General features: G+C 65.3%; 15 protein-coding genes and 1 pseudogene. 8 read left to right on the top strand and 8 right to left on the bottom strand.

Annotation, left to right across the window (positions count from 1 at the left end):
* Positions 1 to 75: 75 nt before the first annotated feature.
* Positions 76 to 357: a hypothetical protein gene (locus ACT4OC_RS26740; RefSeq protein ID WP_444842051.1), complete on the bottom strand. Its 282-nt coding sequence runs from the start codon at positions 355 to 357 to the stop codon at positions 76 to 78.
* 264 nt (positions 358 to 621) lie between these two features.
* On the opposite strand from ACT4OC_RS26740, the pseudogene ACT4OC_RS26735 reads away from it, so the two are divergent.
* Positions 622 to 753 (top strand): annotated as a pseudogene (locus tag ACT4OC_RS26735) (NrsF family protein); the annotation flags it as partial.
* Positions 754 to 818: 65 nt separating this feature from the next.
* Positions 819 to 2,144: an adenylate/guanylate cyclase domain-containing protein gene (locus tag ACT4OC_RS26730; protein WP_444842050.1), complete on the top strand. Its 1,326-nt coding sequence runs from the start codon at positions 819 to 821 to the stop codon at positions 2,142 to 2,144.
* A gap of 3 nt (positions 2,145 to 2,147) precedes the next feature.
* Here the strand turns inward: ACT4OC_RS26730 and ACT4OC_RS26725 are convergent, their stop codons facing one another.
* Both ACT4OC_RS26725 and ACT4OC_RS26720 read right to left on the bottom strand, forming a co-directional pair.
* On the bottom strand, positions 2,148 to 3,263 hold the full coding sequence (locus ACT4OC_RS26725; RefSeq protein ID WP_444842049.1) for a DUF2336 domain-containing protein: 1,116 nt from the start codon (positions 3,261 to 3,263) through the stop codon (positions 2,148 to 2,150).
* A 163-nt stretch (positions 3,264 to 3,426) separates the two neighbouring features.
* On the bottom strand, positions 3,427 to 4,575 hold the full coding sequence (locus ACT4OC_RS26720; protein ID WP_444842048.1) for a GGDEF domain-containing protein: 1,149 nt from the start codon (positions 4,573 to 4,575) through the stop codon (positions 3,427 to 3,429).
* 418 nt (positions 4,576 to 4,993) lie between these two features.
* On the opposite strand from ACT4OC_RS26720, the gene ACT4OC_RS26715 reads away from it, so the two are divergent.
* The 4 genes from ACT4OC_RS26715 (at position 4,994) to ACT4OC_RS26700 (ending at position 8,985) form a co-directional block, all read left to right on the top strand.
* Positions 4,994 to 5,563: a sigma-70 family RNA polymerase sigma factor gene (locus ACT4OC_RS26715; protein WP_444842047.1), complete on the top strand. Its 570-nt coding sequence runs from the start codon at positions 4,994 to 4,996 to the stop codon at positions 5,561 to 5,563.
* The gene (locus tag ACT4OC_RS26710) at positions 5,560 to 6,261 is read left to right on the top strand and encodes a hypothetical protein (RefSeq protein ID WP_444842046.1); all 702 of its coding nucleotides are present in this window, start codon (positions 5,560 to 5,562) and stop codon (positions 6,259 to 6,261) included. The genes ACT4OC_RS26715 and ACT4OC_RS26710 overlap by 4 nt, the downstream gene beginning before the upstream one ends.
* 47 nt (positions 6,262 to 6,308) lie before the next feature.
* Complete coding sequence (locus ACT4OC_RS26705; RefSeq protein ID WP_444842045.1) at positions 6,309 to 8,024, top strand: S8 family serine peptidase; 1,716 nt, start codon at positions 6,309 to 6,311, stop codon at positions 8,022 to 8,024.
* Positions 8,025 to 8,472: 448 nt separating this feature from the next.
* Positions 8,473 to 8,985: a TIGR03809 family protein gene (locus ACT4OC_RS26700; protein WP_444842044.1), complete on the top strand. Its 513-nt coding sequence runs from the start codon at positions 8,473 to 8,475 to the stop codon at positions 8,983 to 8,985.
* Here ACT4OC_RS26700 and ACT4OC_RS26695 read toward each other — a convergent pair.
* The 5 genes from ACT4OC_RS26695 to ACT4OC_RS26675 form a co-directional block, all read right to left on the bottom strand.
* Positions 8,982 to 10,352, bottom strand: coding sequence for a TIGR03808 family TAT-translocated repetitive protein (locus ACT4OC_RS26695; RefSeq protein ID WP_444842043.1), 1,371 nt, complete (start codon positions 10,350 to 10,352; stop codon positions 8,982 to 8,984). The two genes, ACT4OC_RS26700 and ACT4OC_RS26695, sit on opposite strands and share 4 nt — an antisense overlap.
* A gap of 194 nt (positions 10,353 to 10,546) precedes the next feature.
* A complete protein-coding gene (locus tag ACT4OC_RS26690) occupies positions 10,547 to 11,005 on the bottom strand; it encodes a DUF1801 domain-containing protein (protein ID WP_444842042.1) in 459 nt (152 codons plus the stop codon).
* A 94-nt stretch (positions 11,006 to 11,099) separates the two neighbouring features.
* Positions 11,100 to 11,309 carry a hypothetical protein gene (locus ACT4OC_RS26685; RefSeq protein WP_444842041.1) on the bottom strand — a complete coding sequence of 70 codons (210 nt, stop codon included), beginning with the start codon at positions 11,307 to 11,309 and terminating at the stop codon, positions 11,100 to 11,102.
* A 41-nt stretch (positions 11,310 to 11,350) separates the two neighbouring features.
* The gene (locus ACT4OC_RS26680) at positions 11,351 to 11,782 is read right to left on the bottom strand and encodes an SRPBCC family protein (RefSeq protein ID WP_444842040.1); all 432 of its coding nucleotides are present in this window, start codon (positions 11,780 to 11,782) and stop codon (positions 11,351 to 11,353) included.
* Positions 11,779 to 12,102 (bottom strand): ArsR/SmtB family transcription factor, encoded by a 324-nt coding sequence (locus ACT4OC_RS26675; protein WP_444842039.1) that lies wholly within the window; start codon positions 12,100 to 12,102, stop codon positions 11,779 to 11,781. The genes ACT4OC_RS26680 and ACT4OC_RS26675 overlap by 4 nt, the downstream gene beginning before the upstream one ends.
* A gap of 231 nt (positions 12,103 to 12,333) precedes the next feature.
* On the opposite strand from ACT4OC_RS26675, the gene ACT4OC_RS26670 reads away from it, so the two are divergent.
* Positions 12,334 to 12,888: a DUF3592 domain-containing protein gene (locus ACT4OC_RS26670; RefSeq protein WP_444842038.1), complete on the top strand. Its 555-nt coding sequence runs from the start codon at positions 12,334 to 12,336 to the stop codon at positions 12,886 to 12,888.
* Positions 12,857 to 14,566, top strand: coding sequence for a caspase family protein (locus ACT4OC_RS26665; protein ID WP_444842037.1), 1,710 nt, complete (start codon positions 12,857 to 12,859; stop codon positions 14,564 to 14,566). Before ACT4OC_RS26670 ends, ACT4OC_RS26665 begins: the two co-directional genes overlap by 32 nt.
* Positions 14,567 to 14,723: the final 157 nt, after the last annotated feature.

Here is a 14,723-nt window from a genome sequence, read left to right as displayed (position 1 = left end):
CATCAAAAGGGATGGGCGCATGAGAAAGTGGCGTGGGACTGTCGTCCCACGCCGGGATGTGTGAAGGCGGGAACCTCAGACGAGGCCGTGTAGCAAGCCGTTCGCGTCGAGTTGGCCGACATCGGCGCTGAGGCCGACCATGGTCGGCGCGGAGACGGACGCGTCGATACCCAGGGCCGAAAGTTCGACGCTGGGCTCGGTTGCGACCGCAGCGCCGAGATCGAGAGTGTGCGACAAGTCCGCCGATGCCTCGGTGCTCGTGGTCGCGCCAACGCCGGTGCTGGTTTCATCCAGTACCCCGGTGGCGGTGCCGAGAAGACCATCGACCGTGCCGAGCAGGTTTCCGAGAAGGGCCATATAGTGAACTCCATGTGGGGTTGATCGTAGTGGTAGGAGCGACGGAAGTCGCCGCTGGACAATTCCGAGCATCGACAAGGGTTGCCGACCCACATGCGGAGTTTTGGCGATCATTTCTTGGCGAGGGAACCGGAACTGCGCCGGCCGGGCGTGCACGTTACGCGCGGAGCGGGGCAGGGCTATCGCACATGGCTTGGCTCAGGATGCGGTCCAATTTCGCGGCGAAATTTAGACCCTCATGGTAAGGAGCGCCGCCCGCGGCGCCTTGCGGCGACCTTCTATGCCTCGCACTGCACCGACGATTCGCCGCTGTTCGTTGCGACCTGGTACACGCTCGCCACCGCGCTCGTGGCTGCGGTCGGCGCGCTGGCGGGATCACGGATGCTGAAGTACTAACATCCCCGCTGTTGACCGGTGCGGTCTCCAAGGCGAGGATCACGCCCGCATTTGGGTTGCGGGCGATGAACGATTTTATGCTGCCGGAAACACACTACGCGCAAAGCGGCGAGGTCAGCATCGCCTACCAGGTGATGGGCGACGGACCGATCGATATGGTCGTCGTTCCCGGCCTGTTTTCGCATATCGAGTACATGCACGAGATGACCGGCTACACCGCATTCCTGCGGCGGCTGTCGGCCTTTGCTCGGGTCGTGACCTTCGACAAGCGGGGGCAGGGGCTCTCGGACCGGATATCCGGTGCTCCCTCGCTGGAGCAGCGTATGGACGACGTCCGCGCCATCATGGACACAATTGGGTCGCGACGCGCGGTCCTGATGGGCTTTTCGGAGGGATGCGCGATGAGCGCATTGTTCGCCGCAACCTATCCCGAACGGATTTCGCACCTCATCCTGATGAGCGGCTTTGCGCGTTCGGCCGCCCGCGTGTCCGAAGACACCTGGCAGACGCGCCTTGAGCAGCTCGTGAAGAACTGGGGTAGCGGCGAGCTGATCAAGACGGTTAGTCCGAGCCAGGCGAGCATGCCGGAGGCGGTCGCCCGGTTCGCAAAGTTCGAGCGACTGTCGAGCAGTCCCGGTGCAATCCGGACGATCCTCTCACTCAATCGTCAGATCGACGTCAGGGGGATCTTGCCGACCCTGCAGGTTCCGACGCTCGTGCTCCACCGCCGCAGCGATATCCAGGTGCCGATCGCGCTGGGTCGCGAACTGGCGGAGCCGATCCCCGGTGCGCGGTTCATCGAATATCCCGACGGCGATCATGTCTTTTGGACAGGCGATACCGAGACGGTGGCGGGCGACATCGAGGAATTCGTCACCGGCCATCGCGACAGCGGCGCCGACGAGCTGGAGCGCGTGCTGGCGACCGTGCTGTTCACCGATATCGTCGACTCCACGCGCAGTGCGGTTGCCATGGGCGACCAGCGCTGGCGTCGGACGCTCGACGAGCACGACCAGCTTGCGCAGCAAGTCATCGGCCGCCACCGCGGCAACCTGATCAAGAGCACCGGCGATGGCATTTTGGCGACGTTCGATGGCCCCGGCCGTGCGGTGCGCTGCGCGCTCGCCTTTGGTTCAGCCGTGCGGCAGATCGGTCTCCCCGTCCGCGCAGGGCTGCACACCGGCGAGATCGAGGTCAGGGGCAAGGATATCGGCGGCATCGCCGTCCATGCGGCGGCGCGCGTGATGGGCCATTGCGGCTCGGACGAGGTGCTGGTGTCGCGGGTGGTCACTGATCTCGTCGCCGGCGCTGGATTGAAATTCGCCGACCGCGGCTCGCACGAGCTCAAGGGCCTGCCCGGCCACTGGGATCTGTTTGCCGCAAGTCTTTGAAGGCTACGCCGCCGGTGCGTCCTGCTGCTGCTGCTGCATGCGGTGGAAGCGCAGCACCTGCTGGGCGGTGGAGGGCCGCAGTCGCTCATAGGTCGCCTTGCACGCCTGCAGGTCGGTCGGCTCCCCGGCGGAGAGATCGTCGCGCAGGTTGATGATCGCCTTCACCGTCGACCAGGACAGGCCGGCGACCTTGGCGAGGATCATCACGCCCTCGGTGTGGGTCTCGATCATCATGTTTTCGGCCACCGTCACCGGCACATTGGCCATCGCGGCGATCGAGGCGTTGGTCTCGTCGAACTTGCCGGATTCAGCAAACGAGGCGACCTGGAACTCGTCGAGCCGGCCGTCGGCGAACAGCGACTTCACCAGCGCGTGCGCAATTTCCGTCTGCTCGGTGACGGCGGACCTGGCCGCGCGCGCGCGGCGCGTGGCTTCCTTGACCGCGCCGGACACCTGCTCGGCCTGCCTTGGATTGGCCGACTCCAGCCGCTCCCGGACCGCGTCGGAAGCCTTTGCCAGCAGCTTGAGATAGAGGTACCGCGGAATGGTCGGGCGCAGGCCGACGCAGGTGGCGAGGTCGTCGTCGTTCTCGGCGCGATTGACCAGCCGGGTAAAGCCGCGCTCGGTGAACTCGGCGCCGGGATTGTCGACGGTATTTTGCACCACCTCGTCGTTGCCGCGCAGCACCAGCACGTCGGTCACCGCGCCGGAGAGCTGTTTGCGGTTCGAAATCGCCAAGAGATGCGCCTGGCTCTTGTTGCGCGCTGCCTCGATCAGCGCCTCGTCGTCGAGCCGGCTCGATTGCGTCAGCACGGGGCCGGCCACTTCGATGATGTCGTCGAAGGCGAGTGCCCGGATCGTCATTGGCGGCGCGGTGTCGACCGGCGCCAGGCGGGTCGCGAGCAGGGCCTTGGCCGACGTCTCGATGTGCAGCATCAGGCACTGGAATACGTCGTCGAACAGCGCGATCTGATCGTCGGAATAGTCCACCGCATGATTGAGAAAGAGGTCGGTGACCCGGCGCAGCGCCTCGACCCGGCGCGCGACGGTGCCGTGGGCGAGGGTGGTCTGCAGTTCGTCCAGCAGGTTCGCGGGAGCTTTGGCGGACTTCGAGCTCATGACTCTATCCTGGAGTGTTGGCCGGCGGCGAATTCTCCGCTCCGGTTGGCTAAGTTCTGGAGAGCGATGACTTTTCTTCGAATCGTCATCCCGCTCCGATTTTTTTTGTTTGAGCATGATCCCTCGGGTCGAGCCCGAGGGCATGCTTTTCGGAAATCATGCTCTATGCGCGGGCGATGCGGTTGCGTCCCTGCGCCTTGGCTGCGTAAAGCGCGCTGTCGGTGCGCGCGAGGATGCTGTCGGTGGTCTCGCCCGTCCTCAGCGTGGCGACGCCCGCCGACAGCGTCACCTTCATGCCCGGCGAAAACGCGCTCCAGTCGAGGCCGGCGACGATGGCGCGCAGCCGGTCGAGGGCGCGAATGGCGCCGTCGTTCGCCATGTCGGGAAGGATCAGCAGGAATTCCTCGCCGCCGTAGCGGCCGAAGCGGTCGATGCTGCGGATGTTGGCGAACATGGTGATGGCGAAGGTGCGCAGCACCTCGTCGCCGGTCGGATGACCATGGGTGTCGTTGACCCGCTTGAAATGATCGAGATCGATCAGCGCAACGGAGCAGGGCGAGCCGCTGCGCGAGAAGCGCGCGATTTCCTCGTCGAGCATGCGCATGATGCAGCGGCGGTTGAACGAGCCCGTCAGCTCGTCGAGCTCGGCGAGCTCCTCGATCCGCCTGTAGGCCTCCTTCAGCTTCAGTCCGCTCTCGTACAGCGACTGCTTCAGCGCGCTCGAGAAGATGCCGAGGAACATGCAGCGGCCTACGGTGAGCGCGAATACCAGCATGGTGGCGAAGCGCTCGATATGATCGCCGTGCGGCATCGCGACCGGCTTGTCGGTCAGCAGGAACAGGCCGGCCAGCGCCAGCGCCATCGCGGTCCAGATGACCGCGACCGTCCTCGGTGTCGAGCGCAGGGAAGCGAAGCTGAAAACGGTGAACAGCGAGCATAGGAACAGCACACCGACCTTTGGCGCGATACAGGTGAAGGCGATCAACACCAGCATGTTCGCGATCGACTGCGGCGCGACCATGTAGTGGTCCTTGAAGCGCTCGTTGAAGCCGGTTTCCGACAGCAGGATGACCAGGCCAGTCAGCGTGAGGCCGCAGAGGCCAAAAACCGGACCGAGCCAGAGCGGCACCGTCCCGGCATAGGCGTAGATCAGCAGGATACCGGCATCGATGACGTAGCTGACGCCGATCATGCCCTGGATCTGGCGCCGTTGCTTGGCGCGGCGGGCCAGCGCTTCCGTCGACAGGCGGGAACCGGACGCCTCGCCCGCGGCCGCAATCGGATTGAGGAACGGTGGCGCAGCGCTTTCCATGGTCTCGCCGTTGGCTGGAACTCGACAAAAATCTACGTGGGAAAGCCTTTAGTTTTCGTATCTTCGGCCCCCGCCCACTCCGTCAAAACCCGGGCATTCGCCTTGTTTTTCCATCGAAATTGGCTGCACGGCGCGCTCCGAACCCTGGTACCGGAAGGGCCCCACCAAGAGGGGCGGAGGTGCTGCCTTGGTGGCCAAGGCTTGGTATGGTCACACCGGGTGCGAGGGGAAAGCGCTAGGGTGTTATGATACCGAAGTCGGGAGCCGATCGACCGCGAACCGCGCATGGGCCGAATTTTCGCGGCCCTTTGTGGGGTACGTCACATATGCATTTGCGGAGTTGCGATAATTTGAAGAATCTTACCTCCTCCTTCGAACCACACCCCATTTCCACCCGACCAAACCTGCGAGACGGCAATTGAGCGCGACACAGGCGGCTACGGACGAAGTCCTTATCGCCCGGATCGCTCAAGGCGACCGGCTCGCCATGCAGGTGCTGTATGGACGGCACCATGTCAGGGTGTTCCGTTTCGGGCTTCGGCTCGTTCGGGACGAGCAGATCGCGGAAGATCTCATCAGCGAGGTTTTTCTCGATGTGTGGCGTCAGGCCGGCAAGTTCGAAGGCCGGTCCGCCGTTTCCACCTGGCTCCTGGCGATTACACGGTTCAAGGCCCTCTCTGCGCTCCGGCGCAGGAAGGACGCTGAACTGGACGACGAGGCGGCCAACGCGATCGAGGATAGTTCCGACGATCCCGAAGTGTCGGTCCAGAAGAAGGATACCAGTGAAGCGTTGCGGAAATGCCTGACGGCACTCACCGCCGAGCACCGGGAAATCGTCGATCTCGTCTACTACCACGAGAAGTCCGTGGAAGAGGTGGCTCAGATCGTCGGCATTCCCGAGAACACCGTGAAGACGCGCCTGTTCTATGCGCGCAAGAAATTGGCTGAACTGCTTAAAGCAGCCGGAATTGAACGAGGCTGGCCATGATGGCGATGAGCAAAATGATGCGGGACGAGCCCGGCGAGATCGAAGCGCTGCTGCCTTGGCATGCCGCCGGCACGTTGAACGCGCGTGACGCGCGCCGTGTCGAGGAAGCGCTCGCCCGCGACCCCGAGCTTGCGAAGCAATACGCAGTGATCCGCGAGGAATATGCGGAGACCATTCACCTCAACGAGAGCCTGGGCGCGCCTTCGGTGCGCGCCATGCAGAAGCTGTTCGCGGCGATCGATGGCGAGCCCGTGCGCAAGCCGTCGCCGGCCGCGCGTTTCTCCACCGCTATCGCGCAGTTCTTCGCGAGCCTGTCGCCGCGCACCCTGGCCTGGTCGGCAGGAGCTGCCGCGCTGGCGCTGATGCTGCAGGCCGGCGTGATCGGCACCGTGCTGCTGAAGGGCCAGACCTACCAGACCGCCTCGCTCAGCGTGAACGAGCGGCCGGCGGCCACGATGACGCGCGAGCTCTCCGCAGGCGGCACGCCGCCGCGTGCGCTGGTGCGCTTCGCGCCGGATGCCAGGATGGCCGATATCAACGCGCTGCTCGACAATTATCAGGCCGTGATCGTCGGCGGCGCCAATGGGCTGTTCCGCGTGCAGCTCGGCAGCAAGTCGCTGAACAAGGACGAGGTGACGGGCCTGATGAGCAAGCTGCGCGGCGAGAAGATCGTCAGCCTCGCCGAGTCCGCGCCGTAAGACGAGTTTCGCGCGGCGGCCGGCTGCCGCGCAGGTGTCGAGGCCTCATGTTCGACGATCGGACCATTCGATGGATGAAGGCGGGTTGCGCCGCGATCGTGCTGATCGCGGCCAGCGTCCCGTTGGCCTGGCTCGACATGCCGCAGGCCTCCGCGCAGGCGATGATGCGGCCGAACCTCAACATCCAGCCGCGCATCCCGACCGTCAATCCCACCATCGCGCCGCGTGTGAATCCCAACGTTGCCGCACGTCCCAACACGGTTACCGGCGCCTCCCCGACGACGCCGAGCGCGGCGCCGACGACCACGTCGATGCGTCCGCGCCTCAATCCGCATTCCACGACGCCGCATCTACGGTATTCGCCGAACCTCTACCCGTCCTGCGAGGCCGCCAACCGAGATGCCAACGGCGAATGCCAGGGCAAGCCGATCGCTTCCGGCGATGGCGGCGGCACCGGCAAATCGGCGAAGGGAAAAGGCAAGGGCAAAGGACCGAATTCGCCGTCGACCGCAACCGCCTCGCTGAACTTCCCCAATGAGCTGGTGGCCGAGATCGACGGATCGATGTCGGAGGAACAGGTGCGTGCGCTGGCGCGACGCCACGGCATGGTCCTGGTCGAGTCGCAGAACCTTCCGCTGATCGGCGCCACGATCGGGCTGTTTCGGATCACCAACGGCCGTCCGCTCGACGCCGCCCGCCGTTCCTTTGCCGCCGACGGCAGCGTGCGCGGCGTGCAGTTCAACATGCGCTACTTCCTGCAGCAGGCCAGGACGACGTCAGAGGGCGACCCCGCGCAATATGCGGTCGCAAAGCTCAAGCTGCCGCAGGCGCACAAGCTGGCGCACGGCATGAACGTGACCATCGCAGTGATCGACTCCGGCATCGACGCCAGCCATCCCGAGCTCGCCAACAGCATCGCGGACAATTTCGATGCGCTGGGCAGCAAGGAGGGCGCGCACGTCCACGGCACCGGCATTGCGGGGGCCATCGCGGCCCATGGCCGGCTGATGGGCAGCGCGCCGGAAGCGCGCATCATCGCGATCCGCGCCTTTGCCAGTGCGCAGGGCGGTGCGGAGAGCTCGTCCTATGTCATCATCAAGAGCCTGAACTACGCCGTGCTGCACGGCGCCCAGATCATCAACATGAGCTTCGCCGGCCCGAAGGACCTGCTGATCGAGCGCGGCATCGCGGCGACCGCCGCGCGCGGCATCGTGCTGGTGGCGGCCGCCGGCAATGCCGGGCCGAAGTCGCCGCCGCTCTATCCCGCCGCCAATCCCAACGTGATTGCCGTCAGCGGCACCGACGCCAAGGACCGGCTGTTTGCCGCGTCGAACCGCGGCGTCCATATCGCGCTGGCCGCGCCGGGCACGGACATCTTCCTGCCGGCGCCGGACCAGAAGTACCAGATGACCTCGGGTACCTCGTTCTCGGCGGCCTACGTCTCCGGCATTGTCGCACTGCTGCTCGAGCGCAATCCCGCATTGAAGCCCAACGAAATACGCGCAATCCTCACGGCGACGGCGCGCGACCTCGGCACGCCCGGCAAGGACGAGCTGTTCGGCCATGGGCAGGCGGACGCTTTCGCAGCCGCAACAGCCGCGATCGCCGCCCCGGCGGTTCCGATGGCCGACGCGCCGCGCGGACCGGGGGCAGGGACGGCCGACAATGACGTTTCCGTGAGCCGGGAACTGAAAGCCCCGTCGGCGGCAATGGCATCGGACAAATCGGCGACCAACGAGCCAAATCGGCCGGGCGCGCAGTAGTTTTCGCCTCAAACCGCTTTCCGAAAGAGCTAAAAAAATCGCCCGCCGCTTTGAACGTCCGGCAGTCCCAGCGCGACTAATTGGGCGTGGGAGCGGTTATCCCTCCCCATCAGCTATATTCGGCGCGAGCGCCCATCCACCCCAAGCGCCCATATGGCTTTGACCCGTCCGGTTGTCCCCCCGGACGGGTCTTTTCTTTTCGGCAGCGGCTTTCGATGTCCCCTGAAAACCTCGAGGGCGTGTTTCGCGGCGGCACTGCGATGGTGCGACAGCTTGACTCGGGAGTGTTGCAGGAAATCCCGTGTTCCCGCGGATTTTCAGCGAGTCGCGAAACCGGCAAGGGTCTCTTGCTGGACAACGGGAAAGTTTTCCACAGAATATCCCTGTCACATACAGACTGATTCGGTTCGTTGCGTCTCGCGTCCGTTTCCCTCTTACGGGCAATTCGATGACAGATCGAACCGACGTCGCGCGGGGGCGCGACATCGTTGCACGCTGGTCCGCACTGGCCGAGCAACGGCTGGAATATCTCACCGAGCTGTTCGAAACGGGCCGCTGGCGCCGCTATCACGGCGAACGCGACTTTCTCGAGAACATCCGTGAAGCCAAGGCCGCGGTCGAAACCTGGCGGGGCCTGCTGAACTCGGAAGCCGCATCGGACAATCGTCCCGTGGACCTTTCCTGGATCGGCCGGCGCAGCTCGGTTTCGCCTGCAAAGCGCGAGGCGCCGGCACAGCCAATCCCCTCCATCGCGCCGCAATTGGCGGAGCTTCCCGTCGCGCCACCAGTGAGCGTAGTGCCGGCGATGGCAGAGCCCGAGCCGGTGCTTGTGCTTGATCCGGTCGCGACGGCCGAGCAAAGCGACCTCGACAAGACGCTGGCGCTGACGCTCGACATCGTCGCGATGGCCGAGCGCTACCCGCTGCTGCGCAACGCGTTCCAGCCTTCGGAAAAGAACTAGCGCCGCACGCTGTTCGCACCGACGGCGACCTGCGCATAGCGCTGCGCGCCCTCGCTGGTCAGATCCGTTGTGATCGGGCGGGCATGGTCGAGGCCGACCACCGCGCCGCGTGGGGCTTCCGAAATCATGTTGCCCTGGACCAGGGCGGTGCCGGCGCCCGGTGCGACGGAGACGCCGATGCCGACGAAGCTGTTGCGGATGACGTTGCCAGTGATGGCGACATCGCGCAGATATTTGCCCCAGCCGGCGATGATGCCGAAGGCGGGCGCGTTCTCGATCACGTTGCCGGTGACGGAAGTGTCAGCCTCGACATAGATGCCGATGCCGGCGTCGTCGTCGGGCGCGGTGCCGATCGGGCGCTTCGGCACGAGGTTGCGGATGATGTTGCCCTGCACGACGGCGATGCGGCCGCCCTCGTTGAAACTGCAGACGGAGACGCCGAGCGCGGCGCCGTCGACGGTGTTGTTGGCGATGACCGCGCCCTCGAAGGCGAACTCCGAATACAGCGCGACCTCGCGCACGTTGCTGACGCTGTTGCCGACGATCTGGATATTGGAGGCGGAGTTGCCGCGCACGGCGGAATAGTCGCAGTTTTTGATGCGATTTCCCCGCACGATGACGTTGCCGGCGCGGAACGCGTTGATGGCGTTGCCGTACTGGCCGGAGCCGCCGGGGCCGGCCTTGATGTCCTCGATGCGGTTGTCGAGCACGAGCGTGCCGTCGTCGCCGATGGCGGTGCGCAGGATCTCGATGCCGTTGTCGTTGGTGCCGAGGATAGTGTTGCGCGCGACGATCAGGCCGAGCGCATCGAACGAGACCACGGCGGTCGTGGCGATATTGCTGAAGATGCTGCCCGAGACCTCGCCGGACACCTGCTCGAGCCAGACGCCATTGCCGCCGCTATTGGCGATATCGCAATCGGCGATGCGGATGTCGCGCCCGCCGAGGCAATGCACGAGGCCGCGCCGCTGCGGCAGCGGAATGCCGCCGCCGTCGAGCGTGAGCGAGGTGAGGCCGACGCGGCCGGCGCCTTCGCCCAGCAACATCGAGGCGCCGCCGGTGAAGACGAGCTTGGTCGCGCCGCGCACGCCGATCAGTTGCGAGCCGCTCGAGAGCCGCAGCATCCCGGTGCGGTAAACGCCGGGCGGCATCGCCAGCGGCACCTGCGCGCGCGCAGCCTCGTCGATGGCGCGCTGTAGGCTGCGGGTCTGGTCGTCGGGGCTGCCGGGCTTCACGCCATACTGCGTGGCGTCACGGCCCAACGTGGAGATGAGGGGAGCGGCGCGAAGCGGCTCGGGCGCCATTGCCAGCGCGCCGGCAATTCCGGCGGCCGAGGCACCCATGAGATGGCGGCGGTTGACGTCCATGGTCGCGGTCTTTGGCTGGCTGCGGCGTCGATGCCGTCAATTACCGCAGAAAATGGGCTGCAAGGATGCAGGCGGACCGGGCGCGCGAGGCGATTGTTGGAGGTAGGGTTAAATCTTTACCTCGCCCGGGCTCGAACGTTCCGGCCGTGCCGCAGGCTCGACCGCCTGCCGCTTTGTGGTCGTCGTCGCTTCCGTTACAGCCGTTCGCCGGGCAGTCGGCTCGCCTGCTTCACCCAGTCGGTGAATTGCGCTTCGTCGAGCTCACCCTCGTGGATGTCGAGGTAGCGCACCGCCTGGTATTTGGAGACGCCGGCCGGGAGAGGGCGCAGCGATGAGCCTTGGAAGAAAGTCACTTTGACGTATTTCGCGAAGCAGTGATAGGCGAGGAACCAGCCCTGGTCCTTGAAGCCGTAGAACGGCGTATTCCATTTCACGGCCTTGTGCACGCCGGGCACGGCGCGCACGATCAGCGCGTCGAGCTTGCGTCCCACGTCGCGCTTCCAGCCGGGCATCGCCGCGATGTAGGCCTGCACCGGCGCATCGCCTTCGCCCTTCGCGATCTGGGGATTGCCGCCGGACAGCAGCACCGGCTTTGCGGCGGCTTTTCTGGCAGCGGGCTTCTTCGCGGACTGCCTGGTTGTTTTCCTGGTCATCGCATTCGCCATTCAGGGCAGTTCGTAGGGCGGATTAGCGCAGCGTAATCCGCCTTTTGCTTGTTGCTCGCAGCACGGCGGATTACGCCTTCGGCTAATCCGCCCTGCGGGGGTGGGCAATGTAGGGCAGCACGAACATGTACAACCCGCTCAGCAGCAGCAGGATCAGCGGGACCAGCGCCAGCACGCCGACCCACACCGCCTGCCTCTCCTGCATCATGGCGACGACATTGGCGATCACGGCCACGGTAAAGGCAATCGACAGCCAGCGGTGGCCCTGCCGCATCAGCTTGTTCCAGTTCATCGGTCACTCCTTCCATCACGCGCCGATCGGTAGCGCCAAATTCACTCGGCTCGCATCAACACCTGATCCAGCTTCTCGAAGAACTGCTTCCATCCGGCGTGCGCGCCGCCAAAGGCCTGCTTCTGCTCGGGGCGGAAGCCCGTCTGTTCCATGCGCAAGCGCGTCCCCGTTACGGTCGGCGTCAGCGTGAACGTCACCACGCTTTCGAGGTTGAACGCCGCATCGTCGTGCCGGAAATTCCAGGTGTATGACAGCTCCCGGCTCGGCTCGACCACCAGCACCTCGCAGTCCAGCACGCCGCCCCAGTCGCCGCGCAGGTTGAAGCGGTGGCCGACGACGGGTGCGAAATCGTTCTTCATCAGCCACTCCTCGATCAAATGCGGCTGCGTCAGCGCGCGCCACAGCTTTTCCGGCGGATGGGCGATGTCACGCTCGACGACGACGGAGCGCGTTTCGGTTGCGGCGTTTGTCATTGGTCCATCCTTTTGAGCAGGTCTTCGAGGTCGTCGAACCGCTTCTGCCAGAACCCGGTGAGCTGGCTGGTCCAGTCGATCAGCGGCGCCAACGCGCTGAGCTGCGCGCTGTAGTGCGTCTGCCGGCCTTCGTGCCGGTCACGCACGAGACCGGCCTGTTTCAGCACGCCGAGATGCTTCGACACCGCCGGCTGCGAGATTCCGGCGCGGGCGGTCAGCGCCCCCACCGTCTGCTCGCCGTCGCGGCACAGCCGCTCGAAGAGCGCCCGCCGCGACGGGTCGGCCAGCGTTCGGAACAGCACGTCGTGAGCCTTCGCCATGTCGGATCGATAACCCGTTGGTTATGGGTTGATATATAATCGGTCGGTTATGGGTTGGTCAAGCCTCGAAGAGGCGAAAAACCGGTGCGAGGGAGTTCCAGGCGCGTGTGATCCCGGTCACGGCCGCGTCGGCGGCGCCGTTGCAGTATCGCAGCCGATCGAGCGCTTTGAACCCGTTACGCTCGCCAGAGACATACAACGATCCCACAGCGCGGCAGGGCCGTTTTTCACATGATTGATCCCGTCGTTTTTCTCAGCCGCCTCGGCAAGTTCGCCTTTATCCCGCTTGGCCTGTTGCTTCTGCTCGGCACCGCCTGGGCGGTGTCGTCCACGACGACGTGGCTTGCGCACGCCGTCGAAGTGGAGGGCAGGGTGATCGAGATGGTGCGCATGCGCGATAGCGACAATACCGGCTATCTGTTTGCACCCGTCGTGCGGTTCCAGACTGTGGAGGGCGCTACCGTCGAATTCGAATCCGGGCTGCGGACCAATCCGCCCGCTTACAAGAAGGGCCAGACTGTCTCGGTCCTCTATGATCCCGACGAGCCCCGTTACGCCAAGATCAGAGGCTTCTTCTCGCTATGGTTCATGCCGCTCATCCTCGGCTTCATCGGCTCGATCTTTCTGTTCGTCGGGACGGCCATGGTCGTGATGAGCGGTCGGGCCGCGCAAGTCTTCGGCGAAACCGCCCCATCGGACAGCCTCGCCGGGCGTCCTCTTCTCCATCCCATCAACACGGGACATGTCAAGCGTCGTGTCAGCCCGCATGATCCCGTCCCGCACTGAAGCAAATCGGCTCGCACCCTGGGCGAGACTTTGCGCGAGCCTGCTGCTCGCGGCAGCCGTGCTGCTCGGCTCGGGCTTTTCTGCTTCCGCCGCCACCGATTCGCGCGCCCGGGCAAAGCTCTGGGACACCTGCCGCCAGGATGATGGCGCCGCCGGGCTCGCCGCCTGCATGGCGATCATCAACACGCCGGGCATTGCCAAACAGGAGCACGCCGCCGCCTACTACAATCGTTGCTACAATTATCTCATTCGGCACGATTATCGCAACGCGCTGGCCAATTGCGATCGCTCGCTGGAGATCGAACCGTCGCGTTTCGATCCGTGGCTGGCGCGCGGGGTGATCCGCAGCGGACTTGGCCAGCTCGATCTTGCCATCGCCGATTCCACCCGGGCCCTGGCGCTGGCCGCCAACAATCCCGACCGCGCCGGCGCGTTGCAGAATCGCGCCGCAGCCTACATCCGCACCGGCGCCATTGCGCTCGCGAAATCGGATCTGGATCAGGCGGCGCGGGTGGAGCCCCGCGACCCCTACAACGCCATCATGCAGGCCGACTACCTGCTGCATCTCGGCCGACCGGACGAAGCGCTGCAACAGGTTGCGCGCGCCCGGGCCACTCCCGTCGTCGGAAATGCCTCGCAGAAGAAGACGGCAGCGGATATCGGGCTGATGCACGGCAAGGTGCTGGTCAGATTGCACCGTTACCCGGATGCGCTTGCGGCGCTGACGTCGCTCGTCAAGATCGATCCGCAGAATGCCGAGGCGTTTGCGCTGCGGAGCCTTGCGGCTTCGCGCAGCGGCGACATGGTCCTGGCCAGGGATGCGCTGGCGACGGCGCGCAAGCTGCCGCTGTCGAGCGTGGATGCGGCCGAGGCCCTGCGCGAGGCCGAGCAGGTCCTGCGTGAGCTGGACAGTGCCTCGCTCGCGCCATCCAGCCAGCAGGCGTCTGCACCCGGCCGGCCAAAGCCGGAGCCGAGCAACCGCATCGCGCTCGTGATCGGCAATGCCGCCTATCGCAGCGTTCCCGTGCTCAACAATCCCGGCCGCGACGCCGAAGCGCTGGCGGCGGAGCTGGCGACGCTCGGCTTCCGCAAGGTCACGCTGCTGCGCGATCAGACGCGCGAGCAGATGTTTTCGGCGCTGCGCGCGTTTGCACGGGAGGCGGAGACGGCCGACTGGTCGGTCGTTTACTTTGCCGGCCACGGGCTCGAGATGGGCGGCATCAACTGGCTGGTCCCGGTGGATGCGCAGTTCAGGACCGACCGCGACGTTCGTCTCGAAGCCGTTTCGATCGACGAGCTCTCCGCGGCGATCGAAGGGACGCGCGGCCTCCGGCTGATCGTGCTGGATGCATGCCGCGACAATCCGTTTGCGCCGCAGATGCGCCTGACCAACAGCACGCGCGCGATCGGCAGCGGGCTGGCGCGGGTGGAGCCCGAGGGCGGGACGATGATCGCCTATGCGGCGAAGGCCGGCCAGGTCGCCGACGACGGCAACAGCCCGTTCATGAAGGCGCTGCTCAAGCGGATGAGGCAGCCGGGGCTGGAGATTTCGATGCTGTTCCGCTTCGTGCGCGATGACGTGCTGGCGGCGACGGCGCGGCGGCAGGAGCCGTTCGTCTACGGTTCGCTGCCCAGCGAGCCCTTCTACTTCCGCCCCGCCACGACGGCGGCGCGCTGAGAGAAGCCCAAGCACGTCAGGAGTGTAGGAGCGTAGGGCGGATTAGTACTACTGAGTCAAGCGGTCGCAGTCTTTGGGGCTGAGAATCAAGTAATTGAGGAGATTCACTATTTGGCACGTGGAGGGCCAGATGAATCTCGATCAGAGCGAAGCACGG

The sequence above is a fragment of the Bradyrhizobium sp. genome (genome assembly GCF_052389815.1).
In the GTDB taxonomy this organism is placed as follows: Bacteria; Pseudomonadota; Alphaproteobacteria; order Rhizobiales; family Xanthobacteraceae; genus Bradyrhizobium.
Note: the sequence above shows the minus strand (reverse complement) of the source record. Positions and strands in the feature narration are given on the sequence as shown.

What these genes read in the sequence shown, in the direction of transcription:
- ACT4OC_RS26680 (WP_444842040.1), bottom strand. Translation starts at nt 11,782, where the DNA reads ATGACAAACGCCGCAACCGAAACGCGCTCCGTCGTCGTCGAGCGTGAC.
- ACT4OC_RS26725 (WP_444842049.1), bottom strand. Translation starts at nt 3,263, where the DNA reads ATGAGCTCGAAGTCCGCCAAAGCTCCCGCGAACCTGCTGGACGAACTG.
- ACT4OC_RS26670 (WP_444842038.1), top strand. Translation starts at nt 12,334, where the DNA reads ATGATTGATCCCGTCGTTTTTCTCAGCCGCCTCGGCAAGTTCGCCTTT.
- ACT4OC_RS26705 (WP_444842045.1), top strand. Translation starts at nt 6,309, where the DNA reads ATGTTCGACGATCGGACCATTCGATGGATGAAGGCGGGTTGCGCCGCG.
- ACT4OC_RS26685 (WP_444842041.1), bottom strand. Translation starts at nt 11,309, where the DNA reads ATGAACTGGAACAAGCTGATGCGGCAGGGCCACCGCTGGCTGTCGATT.
- ACT4OC_RS26675 (WP_444842039.1), bottom strand. Translation starts at nt 12,102, where the DNA reads ATGGCGAAGGCTCACGACGTGCTGTTCCGAACGCTGGCCGACCCGTCG.
- ACT4OC_RS26720 (WP_444842048.1), bottom strand. Translation starts at nt 4,575, where the DNA reads ATGGAAAGCGCTGCGCCACCGTTCCTCAATCCGATTGCGGCCGCGGGC.
- ACT4OC_RS26730 (WP_444842050.1), top strand. Translation starts at nt 819, where the DNA reads ATGAACGATTTTATGCTGCCGGAAACACACTACGCGCAAAGCGGCGAG.
- ACT4OC_RS26710 (WP_444842046.1), top strand. Translation starts at nt 5,560, where the DNA reads ATGATGGCGATGAGCAAAATGATGCGGGACGAGCCCGGCGAGATCGAA.
- ACT4OC_RS26740 (WP_444842051.1), bottom strand. Translation starts at nt 357, where the DNA reads ATGGCCCTTCTCGGAAACCTGCTCGGCACGGTCGATGGTCTTCTCGGC.
- ACT4OC_RS26700 (WP_444842044.1), top strand. Translation starts at nt 8,473, where the DNA reads ATGACAGATCGAACCGACGTCGCGCGGGGGCGCGACATCGTTGCACGC.
- ACT4OC_RS26695 (WP_444842043.1), bottom strand. Translation starts at nt 10,352, where the DNA reads ATGGACGTCAACCGCCGCCATCTCATGGGTGCCTCGGCCGCCGGAATT.
- ACT4OC_RS26690 (WP_444842042.1), bottom strand. Translation starts at nt 11,005, where the DNA reads ATGACCAGGAAAACAACCAGGCAGTCCGCGAAGAAGCCCGCTGCCAGA.